General features: G+C 73.2%; 17 protein-coding genes. 11 read left to right on the forward strand and 6 right to left on the reverse strand.

The features are described from left to right. The first annotated feature begins 610 nt into the window (after positions 1-610). Positions 611-1,348, forward strand: a complete 738-nt coding sequence (locus ACZ4TV_RS07795) for an enoyl-CoA hydratase family protein (protein ID WP_468131818.1) — start codon at positions 611-613, stop codon at positions 1,346-1,348. After that, a complete protein-coding gene (locus ACZ4TV_RS07800; protein ID WP_468131820.1) occupies positions 1,336-1,980 on the forward strand; it encodes a TetR/AcrR family transcriptional regulator in 645 nt (214 codons plus the stop codon). The genes ACZ4TV_RS07795 and ACZ4TV_RS07800 overlap by 13 nt, the downstream gene beginning before the upstream one ends. 82 nt (positions 1,981-2,062) lie before the next feature. On the opposite strand, the gene ACZ4TV_RS07805 is transcribed toward ACZ4TV_RS07800, so the two are convergent. Then, complete coding sequence (locus ACZ4TV_RS07805; protein ID WP_468131822.1) at positions 2,063-3,169, reverse strand: citrate synthase 2; 1,107 nt, start codon at positions 3,167-3,169, stop codon at positions 2,063-2,065. 200 nt (positions 3,170-3,369) lie between these two features. On the opposite strand from ACZ4TV_RS07805, the gene pdxH reads away from it, so the two are divergent. Together pdxH and ACZ4TV_RS07815 are read left to right on the forward strand one after the other, a co-directional pair. Further along, positions 3,370-4,032: a pyridoxamine 5'-phosphate oxidase gene (gene pdxH / locus ACZ4TV_RS07810; protein WP_468131824.1), complete on the forward strand. Its 663-nt coding sequence runs from the start codon at positions 3,370-3,372 to the stop codon at positions 4,030-4,032. Positions 4,033-4,410: 378 nt separating this feature from the next. Further along, a complete protein-coding gene (locus ACZ4TV_RS07815) occupies positions 4,411-5,715 on the forward strand; it encodes a PAS domain-containing protein (protein WP_468131826.1) in 1,305 nt (434 codons plus the stop codon). A gap of 63 nt (positions 5,716-5,778) precedes the next feature. Here ACZ4TV_RS07815 and ACZ4TV_RS07820 read toward each other — a convergent pair whose 3' ends face one another. Next, the gene (locus tag ACZ4TV_RS07820; protein ID WP_468131828.1) at positions 5,779-6,534 is read right to left on the reverse strand and encodes an SIS domain-containing protein; all 756 of its coding nucleotides are present in this window, start codon (positions 6,532-6,534) and stop codon (positions 5,779-5,781) included. 247 nt (positions 6,535-6,781) lie between these two features. Between ACZ4TV_RS07820 and ACZ4TV_RS07825 the strand changes: the two genes are divergently transcribed. The 4 genes from ACZ4TV_RS07825 (at position 6,782) to ACZ4TV_RS07840 (ending at position 10,391) form a co-directional block, all read left to right on the forward strand. Further along, positions 6,782-7,474, forward strand: a complete 693-nt coding sequence (locus ACZ4TV_RS07825; protein WP_468131830.1) for a metal-dependent transcriptional regulator — start codon at positions 6,782-6,784, stop codon at positions 7,472-7,474. A 309-nt stretch (positions 7,475-7,783) separates the two neighbouring features. Beyond that, positions 7,784-8,647, forward strand: coding sequence for an alpha/beta fold hydrolase (locus ACZ4TV_RS07830; protein ID WP_468131832.1), 864 nt, complete (start codon positions 7,784-7,786; stop codon positions 8,645-8,647). A 143-nt stretch (positions 8,648-8,790) separates the two neighbouring features. Beyond that, on the forward strand, positions 8,791-9,198 hold the full coding sequence (locus ACZ4TV_RS07835) for a YciI family protein (protein WP_468131834.1): 408 nt from the start codon (positions 8,791-8,793) through the stop codon (positions 9,196-9,198). An 8-nt stretch (positions 9,199-9,206) separates the two neighbouring features. Beyond that, positions 9,207-10,391: an RNA polymerase sigma factor gene (locus tag ACZ4TV_RS07840; RefSeq protein ID WP_468132256.1), complete on the forward strand. Its 1,185-nt coding sequence runs from the start codon at positions 9,207-9,209 to the stop codon at positions 10,389-10,391. Between the two features lie 40 nt (positions 10,392-10,431). On the opposite strand, the gene ACZ4TV_RS07845 is transcribed toward ACZ4TV_RS07840, so the two are convergent. The 3 genes from ACZ4TV_RS07845 to ACZ4TV_RS07855 all read right to left on the reverse strand — a co-directional run bounded on the left by ACZ4TV_RS07845 (position 10,432) and on the right by ACZ4TV_RS07855 (position 13,777). Then, positions 10,432-12,120, reverse strand: a complete 1,689-nt coding sequence (locus ACZ4TV_RS07845; protein WP_468131836.1) for a transporter — start codon at positions 12,118-12,120, stop codon at positions 10,432-10,434. Continuing rightward, the gene (locus tag ACZ4TV_RS07850; RefSeq protein ID WP_468131838.1) at positions 12,117-12,962 is read right to left on the reverse strand and encodes an ABC transporter ATP-binding protein; all 846 of its coding nucleotides are present in this window, start codon (positions 12,960-12,962) and stop codon (positions 12,117-12,119) included. Before ACZ4TV_RS07850 ends, ACZ4TV_RS07845 begins: the two co-directional genes overlap by 4 nt. A 128-nt stretch (positions 12,963-13,090) precedes the next feature. Beyond that, a complete protein-coding gene (locus ACZ4TV_RS07855) occupies positions 13,091-13,777 on the reverse strand; it encodes a bifunctional DNA primase/polymerase (RefSeq protein WP_468131840.1) in 687 nt (228 codons plus the stop codon). A 214-nt stretch (positions 13,778-13,991) separates the two neighbouring features. On the opposite strand from ACZ4TV_RS07855, the gene ACZ4TV_RS07860 reads away from it, so the two are divergent. Then, positions 13,992-15,374, forward strand: a complete 1,383-nt coding sequence (locus ACZ4TV_RS07860) for a transcriptional regulator (protein WP_468131842.1) — start codon at positions 13,992-13,994, stop codon at positions 15,372-15,374. A 251-nt stretch (positions 15,375-15,625) separates the two neighbouring features. Beyond that, entirely contained in the window at positions 15,626-16,834 is a 1,209-nt protein-coding gene (locus ACZ4TV_RS07865) for a hypothetical protein (protein ID WP_468131844.1), read from the forward strand. Between the two features lie 28 nt (positions 16,835-16,862). Here the strand turns inward: ACZ4TV_RS07865 and ACZ4TV_RS07870 are convergent, their stop codons facing one another. Next, positions 16,863-18,152, reverse strand: coding sequence for an ABC transporter substrate-binding protein (locus ACZ4TV_RS07870; RefSeq protein WP_468131846.1), 1,290 nt, complete (start codon positions 18,150-18,152; stop codon positions 16,863-16,865). Positions 18,153-18,417: 265 nt separating this feature from the next. Between ACZ4TV_RS07870 and ACZ4TV_RS07875 the strand changes: the two genes are divergently transcribed. Next, entirely contained in the window at positions 18,418-18,864 is a 447-nt protein-coding gene (locus tag ACZ4TV_RS07875) for an SCO4402 family protein (protein ID WP_468132258.1), read from the forward strand. The last annotated feature ends 5 nt before the right edge of the window (positions 18,865-18,869 follow it).

Consider the following 18,869-nt stretch of genomic DNA (forward strand, 5'->3'; position numbering starts at 1 on the left):
GGCCTGGTCGGTGGGGTCGGTCCGTGGGGCCGCGCCGGGGTGTCTCCTCGGCTCGCGCCTGCGGGCATGTCCCGGCTGTGCGGCCCGGGTTGCGCGCTCGTCCTGCGGGGACACCCCGCCACGTCCCCACTCCCCTCCGCCCGGGACACGCCCGCACGGTCGAAGCCGGCCGTGGGGCGGGGACACGCAGGAGGGTCCCCGCAGGACGAGCGCGCAACCCAGGCCGCACGGCTGGACCACGGCCGCAGGCGCGAGCCGAGGAGATCCTCGTGCGGGGCCCCGCCCCACACCTGCGCACCGCCAAGTCCCGCGCGGGTTCGGCCCGAGCCGTGTACCGCCGGGCAGCCCGCAGGGACACCGCGCGAGCCGAGGAGATCCTCGTGCGGGGCCCCGCCCCACCCCCGCACACCGCCAAGCCGCCCGCAGGGGTCCGGCCCGAGCCGCACACCGCCGAGCAGCCCGCAGGGACACCGCGCGAGCCGAGGAGATCCTCGTGCGGGGCCCCGCCCCACCCCCGCACACCGCCAAGCCGCCCGCAGGGCGATCGACCCGTCGACGTACCCTCCCGGAGGGACGACACACCGCACCCGCACACCCCTCCGGAGGAGACATGGCCCCACCCGTCCACGCCACAACGGCGGCAGGAGTCACCACCCTCACCCTCGACTCACCGGCCAACCGCAACGCGCTCTCCGCCGAACTCGTCGGCGCCCTGCGCGCCGCCCTCGCCGCAGCCGGGGCGGACCCCGCGGTCCGGGCCGTCGTCCTCACCCACACCGGCACCACCTTCTGCTCCGGTGCCGACCTCAAGTCCCCCTGCGATCCGGCCGACCTCCTCGCCCTGTTCCGCGAGATCGCCGAGCTGCCCAAGCCCGTCCTCGCCCGCGTCACCGGCCACGTTCGCGCCGGCGGCCTCGGCCTGCTCGGCGTCTGCGACATCGCCGCCGCCGGGCCGCAGTCCTCGTACGCCTTCACCGAGACCCATCTGGGCCTCGCCCCGGCGGTGATCTCCATGCCGCTGCTCCCGCGCCTCGACCCGCGCGCCGCCGCCCGCTACTTCCTCACCGCCGAGGCCTTCGACGCCGCCGAAGCCGCCCGGATCGGTCTGCTCACCCTGCACGCCGAGGACGTCGACGAGGCCCTGGAACCCGTACTCGCCGGGCTGCGCAAGGCCTCCCCGCAGGGCCTGGCCGCGACCAAGGCGCTGACGGCCGCCGCCGTGCGCGAGGCCCTGGAACGCGACGGCGCCCGCCTGACGCAGCTGTCCGCAGACCTCTTCGCCTCCGCCGAGGCCCGCGAAGGCCTCACCGCCCGCTTCGAGCGCAGGGAACCGTCATGGTCGCTGTGACCGGCCCCAACGGCTCCACCACCGGCTCCACCACCGGCCCCACCACCGGCCCCAAGCAGGCGCGCAGCCGCGTCACGCGCCGCCACCTCCTGGAGGCGGCCGTGTCCTGCCTGGCGGAGCACGGCTGGGCCGGTTCCACCGTCGCCGTCGTCGCCGAACGCGCCGGCGTCTCGCGCGGCGCCGCCCAGCACCACTTCCCGACCCGCGAGGACCTGTTCACCGCGGCCGTCGAGTACGTCGCCGAGGAGCGGTCCACGGCCCTGCGCGAGCTCTTCCACGCCGGCCCGGCCGCCCGCCCGACGGTGGTCGAGGCGCTCGTGGACCTCTACACGGGCACCCTCTTCCGGGCCGCGCTGCACCTGTGGGTCGCGGCCGCCGACGAGGAGCAGTTGCGCCCCCGGGTGACCGAGCTGGAGGCCCGGGTCGGCCGCGAGACCCACCGCATCGCCGTCGAGCTGCTCGGTGCGGACGAGTCCGTGCCGGGCGTACGGGAGAGCGTGCAGGGCCTCCTCGACCTGGCCCGGGGCCTGGGCCTGGCCAACGTCCTGACCGACGACACGGCCCGCCGGGCCCGAGTGGTGGGCCAGTGGTCCCGCATCCTCGACGCGGCCCTGGGTCCACCGGTGACCTGATCCCGGGCGACAGAACGCGAGGGGCGCCGCACCCCGGTGAGGGGGTACGGCGCCCGGGCGTGCCGGCGTGCCCGCTACGGGATCACGCGGTCGCGGCGATGTCCGCGTAGCCCTCGATCTCCTGCGGGTTGCGCCGGCCGGGCCCCGTGTAGCGGGCCGACGGCCGCACCAGGCGGCCCGTGCGCTTCTGCTCCAGGATGTGCGCCGACCAGCCCGCGGTACGGGCGCAGCTGAACATCGAGGTGAACATGTGCGCCGGGACCTCGGCGAAGTCCAGCATGATCGCGGCCCAGAACTCCACGTTGGTGGCCAGCACCCGGTCGGGGCGGCGCGCGTGCAGCTCCTCCAGCGCGGCCTTCTCCAGCGCGGCGGCCACCTCGTAGCGCGGCGCGTCCAGCTCCTTGGCGGTGCGCCGCAGCACGCGGGCGCGCGGGTCCTCGGCGCGGTAGACGCGGTGCCCGAAGCCCATCAGCCGCTCACCCTTGTCCAGGGCCTTCTTCACGTACGCCACGGCGTCGCCGGTGCGCTCGATCTCCTCGATCATGCCGAGCACGCGGGACGGAGCCCCACCGTGCAGCGGCCCCGACATGGCGCCCACGGCGCCGGACAGCGCGGCGGCGACGTCCGCGCCGGTCGACGCGATCACCCGCGCCGTGAAGGTGGAGGCGTTCATGCCGTGCTCGGCGGCGGAGGTCCAGTACGCGTCGACGGCCTTGACGTGCTTCGGGTCCGGCTCGCCCCGCCAGCGGATCATGAACCGCTCGACGACGGACTCGGCCTTGTCGATCTCCCGCTGCGGCACCATCGGCAGGCCCTGGCCGCGGGCGGACTGGGCGACGTACGAGAGCGCCATGACGGCCGCGCGCGCGAGATCGTCGCGGGCGGTCTGCTCGTCGATGTCCAGCAGCGGTTTCAGACCCCACACGGGGGCGAGCATGGCGAGCGCGGACTGCACGTCCACGCGGATGTCTCCGGAGTGGACCGGGATGGGGAACGGTTCGGCGGCCGGCAGGCCGGGGTTGAAAGCACCGTCGACCAGCAGGCCCCAGACGTTCCCGAAGGAGACGTGGCCGACGAGGTCTTCGATGTCGACGCCCCGGTAGCGGAGCGATCCGCCCTCCTTGTCGGGCTCGGCGATCTCCGTCTCGAACGCGACGACCCCTTCGAGCCCGGGTACGAAGTCGGACATCAGGCGGCTCCTCAGATAGTGCGAACACGCGCGGCTCCCGGCGTGACTCGCGGTCCGGCGCGGTCATCCCCGTTGATGCCCGGCACGGCCGATGGTCACCCGCGTGGGAACCTTCGGACCGGCCCCAAGATTTTGGCCGTTCCGTCCCGGCTGCGGAAGCGTGACATACGGCACACCTTCGCCGGTCCGCCTGCGGCAGGATGGCCCGCGTGACCCATCAGGACCTTGACCCCGCCATCATGCGCAAGCAGTACCGCTCGGAGATCGTGGAGGAGGAGAGCCTCGCCGAGGACCCGATGCGGCAGTTCGACCGGTGGTTCCAGCAGGCCGCCGCCTCGCACCTCTTCGAACCGAACGCCATGGTCGTCTCGACGGCCACCGCCCACGGGCGGCCCAGCTCGCGCACGGTGCTGCTGAAGCAGTTCGACGAGCGCGGCTTCGTCTTCTACACGAACTACGCCTCCCGCAAGGCCCGCGAGCTCGCCGAGAACCCGTACGCCGCCCTGCTCTTCCCCTGGCATCCCATCGCCCGCCAGGTCATCGTCACCGGCACGGCGGTCCGGATCGGCCGCGACGAGACGGCGGCGTACTTCCGCTCCCGTCCGCACGGCTCCCAGCTGGGCGCCTGGGCGAGCGACCAGTCCAGCGTGATCGCCTCCCGCGCGGAACTGGACCGCCGCTACGCCGAGCTCGCCGCCCGCTACCCGGAGGGCGAGCAGGTCCCGGTCCCGCCGGAATGGGGCGGCCTGCGGGTGGTCCCGGACTCGGTGGAGTTCTGGCAGGGCCACGAGAACCGCCTGCACGACCGCCTGCGCTACGTCCTGGAGGCCGGCAAGTGGCGCATCGAAAGGCTGTGCCCGTAGCAACGCAGGCGACCCGCGGGCTCTGGTTCCTCTCCTGCAGTGAGAGAAGCCGGCCGGACGTACCGGCGAGCCCGCGGGTCGGGTGACTGCTGTGGATTGGCGCCTGGCGTTCCCGCCGGGCACCGCACTGGGTGCGTGCGACGACGGGCGCTTAGCCCGCAGCCACCTCACGCGTCCGGTTTCCGTACATTTCGGGAACCACCTCCCTTCTCGTGTACGTCAGAGCCTAGGCAGACGCCCCTGCCGCCACAACCGTTTATTTCCCGACGGTCGTGCGGATTTCCCGCCCCCAATCCGCGGAAAGCGGTGTGTGCTGCGTCACGTTCCAGTTGAATGATCCGACGTGCCGCATACGCGAACACCTGCAAGGGGTGCCAGGTGAGTGCTTCCGGACGTAACGAGACCACCGACGATCTGCTCGCAGCGCTGCTGGACGGGATGGACGCCGCCCTGTGCGCCTTCGACGCCGACGGAGTGATCACCCACTGGAACCGTGAGGCCGAGCGGATCCTGGGCTGGTCCGCCGCCGAGGCCGTGGGGCGCAAGGGGTTCGAGGGATGGGCGGTGCGCGCCGCCGACGCCCACGATGTGCAGGACAGGCTGATGGCCGCCCAGCACCTGCCAGGGCGGCAGGTGCACGAGTTCGCGCTGCTGACCAAGGACGGCGGGCGCGTTCTCGTACGGACCCAGTCCGCCGGGGTGCCGGGCGCGGACGGGAAACCCGCCGGGGTGTACTGCGCCTTCAGCGAGGTGCACGCGCAGATCGACCTGGAGCGGTCCATCGCACTGAGCGAGGCCCTGATGGAGGACGCCTCCTGGGGCGTCGTCCTCGTCGACGTCGACCTGCGGCCCGCCGTGGTCAACGCGCACGCCGCGCGCGCCTTCGGCGCCGGTCGCACCGGGCTGCTCGGGCGCCCGCTCGGGGAGCTGCTGGCCCAGGGCGTGGAGGAGCTGGAGGGCGCACTCCAGCACGTGCTCGCCGAGGGCGCGCCGCCCGCGCCGGTGGAACTGTGGGTGTCGGTGCGCACGGCGGAGGGGGTGCGCCGCAGGTGCTGGCGCTGCGGGTTCCTGCGGCTGGCCTCGCCGCTCGCGGAGGAGCCGGTGCCACTGGGCGTCGGCTGGCTCTTCCAGGACGTCACCGAGGCCCGCCAGGAGCAACTGGACACCGCGCAGCTGCGGTTCCGGGCCCACCAGCTCCACCGCGCGGGGCGGGCCGCCGCCGAGTGCGAGGACCCGGCCGAGGCGGCCGCCGTACGCCTGGACTTCGCCCTCGCCGGTTTCGCCGAGCACGCGCTGCTGGACGTACTGGATCCCGCGGCCGACCCCGAGCGGCGAAGGCTCGTACGGTCCGCCGCGTCGCCGCCGGCGCTGCCGGGTCCCTGGTCGATCCCCGTCCGGTACGCGGCCGGGCATCCGGCGCTGCAGGCGCTGGACCGGATCGGCTCGGTGCGGACCAGCGCCCCGCGCGGGGAGGCGGACCCAGAGTGGGCGCGGGCCCGCCAGTGGCCCGAGGGCGCGGCGCACGTGCTGTGCACGGTGCTGCGCAGCCGGGGGCGGACCCTGGGGGCGCTGACGTTCCTGCGCGGGCCCTCGCGGGTCGCCTTCGAGCGCGCGGACGCGGCGTACGCGGAGGAGGTCGCGGCCCGGGTCGCGGCCGATCTGGACCTGGCGGCCGGAGGGTAGATGGACCGGAAGGTAGACGGAGAGGGGAGTGCGGCGGCCGAGGACGCCGCCGCACGCTGCGGGTCAGTGCCGGAAGAAGATCCGGTCGCCGTACTCCTGCATCACGCGGCCGTTCCACTCGTGGCCGCCGTCGACGTTGCCCGAGCGCAGCAGCGGCGGCTGCACCCCGCGGGCGGCGAGCTCGCCGGCCGCCGCCGCCATGACCGCCTGCATGATCGCGCAGGTCACCACGGTGGAGGCGGGGGCGAAGGGCGCGTCGATGCCGTCGGCGCTCAGCTCGGCGTCGCCGACCGCGATCTTGCTGTCGAGGACGACGTCGCAGTGGTCCTTGAGGAAGGTGCCGGAGACGTGCCGCGACGTGGTCTCGGTCGCGTAGGCCACGGAGGTCACGCCGATGACCTTGAGGCCGATGGCGCGGGCGTTCATGGCCATCTCGACCGGCAGGGCGTTGCGCCCGGAGAGGGAGATGATCACGAGGACGTCGCCGTCGGAGGCGGGGCTGCTGTCCAGGACGGCGCCGGCGAGGCCGTCGACCCTCTCCAGGGCGCTGCCCAGCGTCGCGGGCATGACGTCGATGCCGACCGTGCCGGGGACGGCGAGGAAGTTCATCAGCGCCATGCCGCCGGCCCGGTAGACCACGTCCTGGGCGGGCAGCGAGGAATGCCCGGCGCCGCAGGCGAAGAGCCGGTTGCCGGCGGCGACGGCGTCGGCGATGAGGGAGCCGGCCGCCGCGATGCGCGGGGCCTCCTCGTCCCGCACCCGCTCCAGCAGGCGGATGGCGGCGTCGAAGAACTGACCGGCCAGCTTGCTCTCGCTCATACGCCGATGGCCCTTCCAGGGGTGGGGGGTGCGTCCGTGTCCGCCGCTCACCGTGCGGTCTGGACCAAGGACGTGTCAATACGAACGTCAATCCCGCGTCGAACGGCCCGGGCGGGCGTCCCGGGCGGCGTCCCGGGCACTGTCCGGCACTGTCCGGCACTGGTCTTGACCCCGGGCACGGGACGGTTGTGCGCCCGATGCGTCAGAATTGGGGGCAGGGCCAGCGCACGCAATCCGAGGGGCACGAATGTCCGGACTGATCGATACCACGGAGATGTATCTCCGCACCATCCTTGAGCTGGAAGAGGAAGGTGTGGTCCCCATGCGCGCCCGTATCGCCGAGCGGCTCGACCAGAGCGGCCCCACGGTGAGCCAGACGGTGGCGCGGATGGAGCGGGACGGCCTGGTGGCCGTCGCCAGTGACCGCCATCTGGAACTGACGGAGGAGGGGCGGCGGCTGGCGACGCGCGTGATGCGCAAGCACCGGCTCGCGGAGTGCCTGCTCGTCGACGTCATCGGCCTGGAGTGGGAGCAGGTGCACGCCGAGGCCTGCCGCTGGGAGCACGTGATGAGCGAGGCGGTGGAGCGGCGGGTGCTGGAGCTGCTGCGTCACCCGACCGAGTCGCCGTACGGGAACCCGATCCCGGGGCTGGAGGAGCTCGGCGAGAAGGCCGAGGCGGACCCGTTCCTGGACGCCGGCATGGTGAGCCTGGCGGAGCTGGACCCGGGTGCCGAGGGCAAGACCGTGGTCGTGCGCCGGATCGGTGAGCCGATCCAGACGGACGCACAGCTGATGTACACGCTCCGGCGGGCGGGCGTGCAGCCCGGCTCGGTGGTGAGCGTGACCGAATCCCCGGGGGGTGTGCTGGTCGGCAGCGGTGGCGAGGCCGCCGAGCTGGCCGCGGAGGTCGCCTCGCACGTGTTCGTGGCGAAGCGCTGACCTCGGCGCCGGCCTTCGCGCCGGCGTCGTTCCTTTCCTGTCTTTCCTGTCTTCCTGGTGTGGGCGGTCCCGGCGCCTTGCGGCGCCGGGACCGGTCCTCCCCTTGGTGACCTGGAGCCCCGAGCTCTCAAGGTCGTCCCCTCGGACCGTCTTCCCCGAGCGGCCCGCCTCCCTGTTGAAAGGATCTCCATCGGCAGCGGCGGCCAATCCTTGAGCAAGGTCACTCGAAAGAGCGGTGTTGTCGGCGAGAACCCCGTTTTCGAATACGGGTTCGATAGTCTGGCGGGGAGCGAAGGGGGTGCATCTGCGGTGGTACAGCGCGTCGATGTGACAGGAGCCGAAGGCATCCGCCTGGCCGCCTGGGAGTTCCACCACGAACCGGCCGCGGCGGCCGATCCCCGCCCCGGGGTGCTGTTACTGCACGGCCTGATGGGCCGCGCCTCCCACTGGACCGCCGCCGCCCGCTGGCTCAGCGAGCGCCGCCGCGTCGTGGCCCTGGACCAGCGCGGACACGGCCAGAGCGAGCGCCCACCCGCCGGCCCTTACACGCGCGAGGCGTTCGTGGCCGACGCCGAGGCCGCCGTCGAGCAGCTCGGCCTCGCCCCCGTGACACTGATCGGCCACTCCATGGGCGCCCTCACCGCCTGGCAGCTCGCGGCCCGCCGCCCGGACCTGGTCGACGCCCTCGTCATCTGCGACATGCGCGCCTCGGCCCTCGGCGCGGCCTCCCAGCGGGAGTGGGAGGACTGGTTCCACCGCTGGCCCCTGCCCTTCCCCACCCAGGACGCGGCCCGCCGCTGGTTCGGCGAGGACGACCCCCGGGTGGAGCGCCCCGATCCCGGCCGCGGCGCCTTCTTCGCCGAGGTCATGCACGAGGCCCCCGACGGCTGGCGCCCGCTCTTCTCCCGCCGCCAGATGCTGACGGCCCGCGAGACCTGGGTCCACGACGCCCACTGGGAGGAGTTGGCCCAGGTCCGCTGCCCGAGCCTGGTGGTCCGCGGCCTGGACGGCGAGCTGGGCCGGGCCGAGGCCCAGGAGATGGTCCGCGTCCTCCCGGCCGGCCAGTACGCGGAGATCCCCGACGCGGGCCACTACCTCCACTACGACCAGCCGACGGCCTGGCGCGCCGCGGTGGAACCTTTCCTCGACGCCATCAAGGCACCCCAGCCCTGAGGCGGCCGGCCTCCGTCACCGCCGCCGCTTGATTCATCCACGAGAGCCCAAAAAAATCGGACGGCGATGTCGAGAACCTCTGACCGGCTCCGTCCCCGCTATGAAGGCGACCACAATGGGTCGCACCAGCGAGGAGAAACACGATGGCCAAGTACCTGCTGCTCAAGCACTACCGCGGCGCCCCGACTCCGGTCAACGACGTGCCGATGGCCCAGTGGACGCCGGAGGAGATCTCGGCCCACGTGCAGTACATGAACGACTTCGCGGCCCGGCTGGAGAAGACCGGCGAGTTCGTCGACGGTCAGGCGCTCGCCCCCGAGGGGGCGTGGGTCCGCTACGACGGCGAGGGCCGCCCGCCCGTCACCGACGGACCGTTCGCCGAGACCAAGGACCTCATCGCCGGCTGGATGGTGATCGACGTCGACAGCTACGAGCGGGCCGTCGAGCTGGCCGGGGAGCTGTCGGCCGCGCCGGGGGCCGGCGGCAAGCCGATCCACGAGTGGCTGGAGGTGCGCCCGTTCCTGGCCGCGCCGCCCACCATCACGGAGTGACGTCACCGATGGACGAGGTCCTGCTCAGGAGCCTCACGCCGAGCGTGCTCACCGTCCTCGTCCGCCGCGGAGCCGACTTCGCGGCGGCCGAGGACGCCGTGCAGGACGCGCTGGTCGAGGCCCTCCGGGCCGGGGCGGCCGACCCTTCACCGAGCTCTCGGCTCCACTCGAGCGGGGGAGACCCCGTTCGGGATGCCAAGGGCTGGCTGGTCACCGTCGCCTGGCGCAAGTTCCTCGACGCGACCCGCGCCGACGCCGCCCGCCGCCGGCGCGAGGACCGCGCCGAGAAGGAGCCGGCGCCCGGGCCGGCGCCCGCGGTGGACGACACGCTCCAGCTCTACTTCCTGTGCGCGCACCCGTCGCTGACACCGGCGTCCGCGGTCGCGCTCACCCTGCGCGCCGTCGGCGGGCTGACCACCCGCCAGATCGCCCAGGCCTACCTGGTGCCCGAGGCGACGATGGCGCAGCGGATCAGCCGGGCCAAGCGCACCGTCTCCGGCGTGCGCTTGGACCGGCCCGGCGATGTCGCCACCGTGCTGCGCGTCCTCTACCTCGTCTTCAACGAGGGCTACTCCGGCGATGTCGACCTCGCCGCCGAGTCCATCCGGCTCACCCGGCAGCTCGCGGCCGCCGTCGACCACCCCGAGGCGGCGGGGCTGCTCGCCCTCATGCTGCTCCACCACGCCAGGCGTGCCGCCCGGACCGCGCCCGACGGCAGCCTGGTGCCGCTCGCCGAGCAGGACCGCGGCCGGTGGGACACCGCGTTGATCGCCGAGGGCGTCGGGATCCTCCAGGCGGCCCTCGCCCGCGACCGGCTGGGCGAGTTCCAGGCCCAGGCCGCCATCGCGGCACTCCACGCCGACGCGCCCACGGCCGAGGAGACCGACTGGGTGCAGATCGTCGAGTGGTACGACGAGCTCGCGCGCCTGACCGACAGCCCGGTCGTGCGGCTCAACCGGGCGGTCGCCGTCGGGCAGGCCGACGGACCGCGCGCCGGCCTGGCGGCGCTCGCCGAGCTGGACGCCTCCCTGCCCCGCCACACCGCGGTGGCGGCGTACCTCCACGAGCGCGACGGCGACCTGGCGACGGCGGCCCGGCTGTACGCCGAGGCGGCCCACAAGGCACCCGACCTCGCCGAGCGCGACCACCTGACCCGCCAGGCCGCCCGGCTCAACGCCCGCCGAGGTCGCTGACGGGCCGCGCCCAGCCCCAGCCCCAGACCCAGCCTCAGCCCTAGCCCTTGCTCACCGCCCACAGGATCTCCGGCAGCTTCCGCGCCACCGCCGGGGCCGCCAGCCGTACGCCCGCCCACGTGGCCAGTGCGCCCCAGGCCATGCCCAGGGGGAGCAGGAGCCAGGAGACGCTCTGGTGGTCGCCCACGGTGACCCAGATCGTCAAGGCGATCACCGGGGCGCAGATCGCCGCCGACAGCAGCAGTCCGCCGAAGATGCCCATCCAGGCGAGCCCGCCCTGGCCCGGGGCGACGTTCTTGAAGGCGCCGTCCGTCGGGATGGAGTACGCGAAGTGCGCCGAGGCCAGCGCCCCCGTGCAGAGCATCGCGCCCAGCAGGGCCAGGGCCAGGCCCAGCGCCGCGGGGAAGGCGGACCAATTGCCGATCAGGGCGGCCGTGACCACCGTGACGAGGACCGTGTACGGGACCGTGACCAGGCCCAGCGCGGCGGCGCGGGCGCGCAGTTCCACGTACGCGTCACGCCGGGTCGAGATGGTCTGCGCGACCATCCAGAACGCCGAGGTGTCCTGCCCGAACTGGTTGTACATCTGGACGCCGAGCATGCCCGCGCCGAAGCAGGCCAGGTAGACGGAGCCGGTGCCCTGGAGGGCGTTGAAGACCGGGATGATCAGGCCGATCGCCAGCGCGGTCACCCAGGAGGCCTTGGTCTTCGGGTCGCGGACGATGTAGCGCAGGGTGCGCTGCACGGCCGCGCCCGTCCGGCCGGCGGGCAGCAGGGACCAGAAGCCGCCCGCGCCACGGTCCTTCGCGGGCTGGGCGGCCGCGATCGTCGAGCCGTCCGGCGTGACCATCAGCTTGGTCAGGCTCCGCTCCCAGAACCACAGGAGGCCGGCCAGGGCGCCCAGGCTCAGGGCCAGTTGGGCGGCCGCCTCGCCGTACGCGCCCTCGCTCGCCGAGTCCACCATGCCGACGGCGGTCGCCGGAGGCAGCCACCGCAGCACCGCCTCGACGGGTTCGAGCGTCGACATGCCGCCCGCCTCGAAGAGGCGCTGACTGGCGAAGTTGGCCAGCTGGGCGCCCACCGCGATCAGCAGGCCGCTGAGCAGCGCCAGGTCACGCCCCTTGCGGCTGGTCAGCAGCCGCACATTGGCCGTGGCCACCGCCCGCGCGAGGGCCACGCAGCCGAGCACGAGGAGGGGCGCCGCCACCACCGCGGCCACCGCGCCGGCGGCGCCGCGCGCGACGGCTATCACCGAGCCGACGGCCAGGCACAGCGTGAACAGCGGCCCGATGCCGACCAGTGAGGAGGCCAGGAGGGCCCGTACGAGCGGACGCGGGCGCAGCGGCAGCATGACCAGCCGGCTCGGGTCGAGCGTCTCGTCCCCGGCGGGGAAGAACAGCGGCATGAAGGCCCAGCCGAGCGCCAGGATCACGGCCAGCAGGACGACGACCGTGCCCGCGTGGGCGTTCCCGTGCAGCAGTGACAGGCCGAACGTGACGAAGAAGCCGACCAGCAGGGCGAAGGCCAGCGTCGTGAAGTAGGCGGCCTTGCGCTTCGAGGAGCCCTTCAGCCCGTTGCGCAGCAACGACAGCTTGAGGCGGACGAGGATCGGGGTCAGCGGGATCGTCGCGACGGAAGTGACCGAGGTGACCGAAGCAACGGAAGTGACCGAAGCGACCGAAGCGACGGGAGCGACGGGAGCGGATGGCGTGGACGGCGTCGCGTTCATCGCGAGACCGCCCCGGAGCCGCCGCCGAGCCACTCCAGCGAATCCCCGGCCGCGTCGCGCCCGTGCGCGCCGACCAGTTCGAGGAAGGCGGCCTGCAGGGAGGGCGCGGAGCCCCGTACGTCGGCCAGCGGGCCCGCGGCGCGGATCCGGCCGGCGGCCATCACGGCCACCCAGTCGCACACCGACTCGACGAGCTCCATCACGTGGGAGGAGAAGACGACCGTGGCACCGGACGAGGTGTAACGTTCCAGCACCCCGCGGATGGTCTGCGCCGACACCGGGTCCACGCCCTCGAACGGCTCGTCCAGGAACAGCACTTCGGGGTTGTGCAGAAGCGCGGCCGCCAGACCGATCTTCTTCCGCATGCCGGTCGAGTAGTCCACGACCAGCTTGTGCTGCGAGCCCGCGAGGTCGAGGACCTCCAGCAGCTGCGTCGCCCGCTTGTCGGTCTCCTCGCCCGGCAGCCCGCGCAAACGGCCCATGTAGCCGAGCAGTTCGCGCCCGGACAGCCGCTCGAAGAGCCGCAGCCCCTCGGGCAGCACTCCGATCCGCGCCTTCACCTCGGTCGGGTCCGCCCACACGTCGTGCCCCGCGACGAAGACCCGCCCCATGTCCGGCCGCAGCAGCCCGGTCACCATCGACAGCGTCGTCGTCTTGCCCGCGCCGTTAGGGCCCACCAGACCGATGAACTGGCCCGCGGGCAGCTCCACATCGATCCCGGCGACGGCCACTTGCTCGCCGAAGCGCTTCCACAGACCTTCCACCCGCACGGCGGCGGGCGGCGCGGATCGCGCGCCACCCGTTCCGTACGTTCCACCCGTCGCATCGCCCTGGTCCGGCATGCGCCCGCCTCCCGTTACGTCCCCGTTGGTCGTTCCTTCCTCACGATAGGAGGAGGGGGAGAGGCCGAGTAGTTACTTATGTCATGGGTTTCCGCCCGTCCGGTCGGCCCGACGGTCAGGCCCGCGCGTCAGACCTGACGCCGCTTCCGTTCCGCCGACGCCTCGCTGCCGCACGCGTACGCCAGCGCGTCGATCAGCTCCTCCGTGTCCGGCAGCCACCGGTTCGCCGGCGTGGGCCGCCGCGCCCACTGGACCGAGCCCCGGCCGCCGAAGCGGGTCGGCGGGGCGGCCACGTACTCGCCCTCGCCGCGCGCCACCAGGTCGAGCCCGGTCGGTGACCAGCCCAGCTTGCGCACCAGGTCCGCCACCTTCACGCCGGCGCCCGGCAGGACGAAGAACAGCATCCGGTGGTCGGGTGTGCGGGTGACCGGCCCGAGGGTGCGCTGCATGCGCTCCAGCCGAGCCAGCGCCAGGAATCCGGCCGAGTCCGGCACGTCCAGCGCGTCGAACGTCCGGCCCGTCGGCAGCAGGATCGAGGCCTCCGGGTGCTTCCCCCAGATCCGCCGGACCTGCACCGCGCTGCCGGTCGCCTGCGCCGCCCAGTCCTTCACCGCCGGGTGCGCCCCGGGCGCCGGGCAGTCCGCGGCTCCGCAGGAGCACAGCTCCCGGCCGTCCGCGGGCTCCAACCAGGTGCCGGCGAAGACATCCCAGTGCCGTTCTTCCGCGTACCGCACGGCATGGTCCAGCAGCTGCTCGCCGCGCTGCTTGGGGATGGGTGCGGTCTCCGTGACTCCGATGGTCTCTTCCACGCCCATCACAACTCCCCGGGTCACCCGGGGTTACGGGCGTAAACCAGCCGGTGGGCGGAGCATCGATCCTGCATACGGGGCGCACTGATGCACGCGTGGGGGCGCGTGGGAGGCCGGGGCGCGGGAGTTGGGTAGCGACACGACGCAGAGCGGAAGATTCTCCGCACATCAGGCGGGAAGTGATCATTCCAACGATCACCCGCGGCCTCAGGGGGTTTTCATGGCAGCCAGGCCTCTCGTTGCCCGCCAGCCGAACGAACGGCTGCAGGCGTTCATCCAGGAAGCCGGGTGCTCCAACGCCGGGCTCGCCCGGCGCGTCAACATGTGCGGGGCCGAACACGGCCTCGATCTCCGCTACGACAAGACCTCCGTGGCCCGCTGGCTGCGCGGCCAGCAGCCACGCGGCCGGGCCCCCGGAATCATCGCCGAGGCGCTCGGGCGCAAACTCGGCCGGACCGTCACCATCGACGAGATCGGCATGGCCAACGGCAAGAACCTCGCTTCCGGCGTCGGCCTGCAGTTCTCCCCGACCGTCATCGGCGCGATCGAGCAGGTCTGCGAGCTGTGGCGCAGCGACGTCGGCCGCCGCGACTTCCTGGCGGGCTCCAGCGTGGCCGCCTCCGCGCTCGTCGAGCCGAGCCGCGACTGGCTGATCACCGGGGCCGACACGCAGGTGGCGCGCAGCGGGGGATCGCGCGTCGGGATGTCCGACGTGGAGGCGGTCCGGGCGACCACCGAGGCGCTCAAGGACCTCGACCACCGCTTCGGCAGCGGGCACGTGCGGCCGGTGGTCGTGCACTACCTCAACTCGGTGGTGTCCGGGCTGATCGGCGGCTCCTACCGGGAGCCGGTGGGGCGCGCGCTGTTCGCGGCGGTGGCCCGGCTGACCGAGCTCGCCGGCTACATGGCGGTGGACACGGGCCAGCCGGGCCTGGCGCAGCGCTACTACATCCAGGCGCTACGCCTGGCGCAGGCGGCCGGAGACCGCGCGTACGGGGGCTACGTACTGGCGGCGTCCATGAGCCACCTCGCTGCCGAGCTGGGCAACCCGCGGGAGATCGCGCAGCTGGCGCGGGCCGCCCAGGAGGGGACGCGGGGGCAGGTCACTCCGCGGGTCGAGGCCATGTTCTACGCCGCCGAGGCGCGCGGGCACGCGCTGCAGGGGGACAGCCGGGCGACGGCGGTGCTGTCCGCGCGGGCGGTGAGCGCGCTGGAGCGGGCGGAACCGGAGTCGGGCGACGACCCGGTGTGGATCCGCCACTTCGACGGGGCGTACCTCGCGGACGAGCTGGCCCACTGCCACCGGGACCTGGGCCAGGCGGACGCGGCGGGCAAGCGGGCGGAGGAGGCGCTACGGGGTCTGCCGGCGGGCAAGGCGCGCCGCCGGGCCATCGGGCTGCTGCTGCTGGCGGCGGCGCAGGTGCAACAGCGGGAGGTGGAACAGGCCTGCCAGACGGCCACGAGGGCGGCGGAACTGCTGGAGGGGCTGCGCTCGAACCGGGGCGCGGAGTACCTGGACGACTTCCGAGCGCGGCTGGAGCCGTACCGGGAAGAGGCGGCGGTACGCGAGTTCGGCGCCCGGCTGGAGGCCCGGGTCGCGTAGTGCGGTGATGGGCGAACGCACTCCCTGGCGCCCGGGGCGGCGCCGCGCGATCCAGTGCCGCCGGGCAAGGTCGGCACGATCCAGCCCCGCCGGGGTTTGAGGCGCGGGGATACGGGGGCAGCGCCCCCGCGGCGGCGCCGCACCCGAGACGCCGGGGAGGCCGAAAATCGGGTGGTCTGACGGTGTCTCGCGGGACCGGGTAGCGTGACCGACGGTTTCGTAGGGTCGGGCGAGTCGGAGAAGGAGTCCCGGTGACGCAGAGCGGACAAGGGGGTGCACCCCAGCCGGGTGCGCCGTGGGGTCCGGACCCGGCGTCCGGACATCCGGCTTACCCGGAGCAGCCGCAGGCGCAGGCGCAGTCCGGGCCCGCTTACGGGTATCCGCAGGCCTATCCCGCGTCCGAGGCGTCGCCCGGGCATGTGGTGGGTCCCGGGTACGAGGGGCCCGGGGAGCCGCACGGCTACGGTTACCCGCCGCTGCCCGAGGCCGTCACCCAGTACATTCCGCCCGTCCCGGCCGCCCCCGGCCACGACGAGGCCGCGACGCAGTACATCGCGCCCGTGCCGGCGGCGCCCGTGCACGACGAGGCCGCGACGCAGTACATACCGCCCGTGGCCGCCGACCGCGCCGTAGACGGGTTTGACGGGCTGTTCCGCGGCGGCGACTCCGCCGGGCAGACCCAGCACCTGCCGCCCGTCCAGGAGCCGGTGCTGCGCCAGCAGCCGCCGCGCCCGTACCCGCCGCGCGCGCAGGGCCCCGTACCGCCTCACCCGCAGCCTCATCCGCAGGCGCAGTACGCCCCGCCCCCGCCCCCGCCGCCGGAGGCCGCCCGCAGGGTTTCGCCCGGGATCATCGCCGCCGTGGTCATCGGCCTGGCCGTCGTCGGGCTCGGCGTCGGCTCGCTGCTCGCCGACGGCAAGCCGCAGAACAACGACCCGGGCGCGGTGCCCGTCGCACCGACCGCGAGCGGCGCCACCGCGGCGCCCGGCGGCGAGGCTCCGGTCGACCCGGCCCGCCCGCAGGCCGTCCAGCTGGACAAGCTCCTCGCGGACAGCAACGACAGCCGGGCCGCGGTGATCAAGGCCGTGGAGGACATCAAGAGCTGCAAGAACCTCGACCAGGCGGCCGCCGACCTGCGCGGCGCGGCCCGCCAGCGCGAGGAACTCGTCACCCGTCTCCAGGAGTTGAAGCTCGACAAGCTCCCGGACCACGCGAAGCTGTCCGCGGCCCTCACCAAGGCGTGGAAGTCCTCCGCGGAGGCCGACAACAGCTACGCCGCCTGGGCCGACGACGTGGACGACGACAAGTGCAAGGACGGCAAGGCCAAGGCCACCAAGAACGCGGCGGAGGGCAACAAGGCGAGCGGGGAGGCGACGAAGGCCAAGGAGTCGGCCGCGGTCATGTGGAACACGATCGCGGCCAAGTACGGGCTCACCAAGCGGGACAAGTCCCAGCTCTGAGCAGCCCGTGGCGCGGCGGCCCGGTGGATCAGGCCGTGCGGGGGGCCTGTTCCAGGGTCGGGGTCATGTCCAGGGACTGCTCGCCGGGCTGCGCCACGAGCCGGCCGGACTGCACGATCTGGAAGGTGACCCGGCCGTTGACGATGCGGGGGAAGCCGGCGACGGCGCGCATGTCCTGGTAACGCCAGCTCAGGTCCGGGGTGAGGCCGCCGGTCCTGACGGGCTGCGCCTCGTTCAACGAGCGCTTGACGTGGCGGGCGGTGACGTCCTCGTCCTCCTTGAAGCGCTTCACGATCTCGCTCAGCACGGTGTACGCGATCCAGGTGGTCTGCGTCCCGCTGTCGTCGGGATCGACGTTGTCGTCGCCGAAGGCGTGCTCGGAGATCACCTTCCGCATCGGCTCCCAGAGCGGATCGGCGGCCACCGGGTACCAGCTGGTGAGGTACGCGCCCTCGAAGGGGCTCTCCTTGCCGCCCGTGCGGTCGACGAGGGACTGGCTGACACTCCCCAGCACGGAGGAGATCTGCGGCTTCTTGCGCTGGACCTCGGTGCGGCGGAAGGCGTCGAAGAAGGTCTCGGTGCGCTCGCCGAGGACCGCGGTCACGCAGCCCTTCTCCTTTTCCTTCTCCTTGCCGGTGCCGGTGGTGTGCGCGAGGGCCTCGCGGGCCTGCGGCACGAAGTCCGCGGAGTCCTCGGCGGCCCGGATGTCGGAGGCGTCGGCCATCTTGTTGGCCCGCAGCCCGGCGTTGAGCAGGACCGGCAGCGTGTCTCCCGCGAGGGTGTCGGGGCGGACCAGGGCCACCTGGTCGCAGGCGCGGCCCAGCTGGTGGCCGGCGCCGGCGATGAGGACGGGCTGGCCACCGTTGACCGGGTAGGAGAGGGGGGACTGGAACTCCTCGGCAGAGACTCCGTAGCCGCCGATGAAGGGGATGCCCTCCGCCTCCAGCGGGGCCATGAAGGCGCGTCCGTGCTGGCTGTAGGAGCCGACGACGGCGACGGCCTTCTCGGCGACGGCCTTGCGGGCGCAGTCGGCGGCGCCGGAGGGCGTGTTCTTCTCGTTGCAGGTCAGTACGCGCAGCTTGTGGCCGTTGATCCCGCCCTTGGCGTTGACCCAGCGCTCGTACGCCTTGGCCATGCCGGTCATCCCGGGCATGTTGGTCGCTTTGGTGCCTTCAGGGGCGAAGGTCATGACGGTGAGGGTCTCCCCGGAGCCCCCCGAGCCACCGGGGAGAGCCCCGCACCCGGTGACGAGACAGGCACCCATCGCCGTGGCCACGAAGGTGCGGGAGAGGGATGCTGCGCGTCGCGAGTTGGTCATGTCCATGCACCATTCCGCTCCACAGGTAACTGTCGAGTGAGATGGACACAACATCGGGTGACGTCGAGGTGAATTACGGGGGTGTGATCCGCCGGCCGGGCGGGCGGTGGCCGGGGTGGTGGCCGGGCAGTGGCCGGGCGGCGGCCGGGCGGCGGTTCACCCGTGGGCGCCTCAAGATCGCGCTCGACGGGAACGTACGATCGAAAGCGTGACATTCGCCCAAGGTTCGAAGAACTCTTCCCGACGCGGCGGCCGCTCCTCCACCATGGGCGGCATGCCCCTCAATGACATGCCGTGGTGGCGCTGGCGCAGCAACGTGCGCTCGGCGCTGCACATGCTTTCCGATCCGGCCTTCCACGAGGACACCTGGCTGGCCGGCGACGAAGGGTACGGCGACGTCACCGACGCCGTGTACCGGCTCGTCGAGGACACCTGGCTCGACAGCTGGTCGGCCGAGAAGTACGTCGGCACGATCTTCCGCGACTCGCAGGAGGCCACCCTCGTCGACCTCGCCGTGCTGCGGGTGCTCCGGATCATGCACCAGGTCGGCCCCGACGCCCCCGTCTCCGCCTACTTGGAGCACCACGCGTGGCCCGAGGCGGTACGTGCCGCGCGCGAGGCGCACGTACGACTGGCCACGGCGGACGGGGACGACCCGGACGTCCGGCCGGCGTCGCTGGAAGTGTTGAGGATCCTCACCCGCGCGGTGTGAAAGGC

Source organism: Streptomyces sp. NPDC028910, assembly GCF_055564955.1.

Bases quoted from the DNA above. Each gene is read 5' to 3' on its own strand.
- ACZ4TV_RS07825 (WP_468131830.1), top strand. From the start codon at position 6,782: ATGTCCGGACTGATCGATACCACGGAGATGTATCTCCGCACCATCCTT.
- ACZ4TV_RS07855 (WP_468131840.1), bottom strand. From the start codon at position 13,777: ATGGGCGTGGAAGAGACCATCGGAGTCACGGAGACCGCACCCATCCCC.
- ACZ4TV_RS07875 (WP_468132258.1), top strand. From the start codon at position 18,418: ATGGGCGGCATGCCCCTCAATGACATGCCGTGGTGGCGCTGGCGCAGC.
- ACZ4TV_RS07840 (WP_468132256.1), top strand. From the start codon at position 9,207: ATGGACGAGGTCCTGCTCAGGAGCCTCACGCCGAGCGTGCTCACCGTC.
- ACZ4TV_RS07835 (WP_468131834.1), top strand. From the start codon at position 8,791: ATGGCCAAGTACCTGCTGCTCAAGCACTACCGCGGCGCCCCGACTCCG.
- ACZ4TV_RS07795 (WP_468131818.1), top strand. From the start codon at position 611: ATGGCCCCACCCGTCCACGCCACAACGGCGGCAGGAGTCACCACCCTC.
- ACZ4TV_RS07845 (WP_468131836.1), bottom strand. From the start codon at position 12,120: ATGAACGCGACGCCGTCCACGCCATCCGCTCCCGTCGCTCCCGTCGCT.
- pdxH (WP_468131824.1), top strand. From the start codon at position 3,370: ATGGCCCGCGTGACCCATCAGGACCTTGACCCCGCCATCATGCGCAAG.
- ACZ4TV_RS07850 (WP_468131838.1), bottom strand. From the start codon at position 12,962: ATGCCGGACCAGGGCGATGCGACGGGTGGAACGTACGGAACGGGTGGC.
- ACZ4TV_RS07800 (WP_468131820.1), top strand. From the start codon at position 1,336: ATGGTCGCTGTGACCGGCCCCAACGGCTCCACCACCGGCTCCACCACC.
- ACZ4TV_RS07820 (WP_468131828.1), bottom strand. From the start codon at position 6,534: ATGAGCGAGAGCAAGCTGGCCGGTCAGTTCTTCGACGCCGCCATCCGC.
- ACZ4TV_RS07860 (WP_468131842.1), top strand. From the start codon at position 13,992: ATGGCAGCCAGGCCTCTCGTTGCCCGCCAGCCGAACGAACGGCTGCAG.
- ACZ4TV_RS07805 (WP_468131822.1), bottom strand. From the start codon at position 3,169: ATGTCCGACTTCGTACCCGGGCTCGAAGGGGTCGTCGCGTTCGAGACG.
- ACZ4TV_RS07870 (WP_468131846.1), bottom strand. From the start codon at position 18,152: ATGACCAACTCGCGACGCGCAGCATCCCTCTCCCGCACCTTCGTGGCC.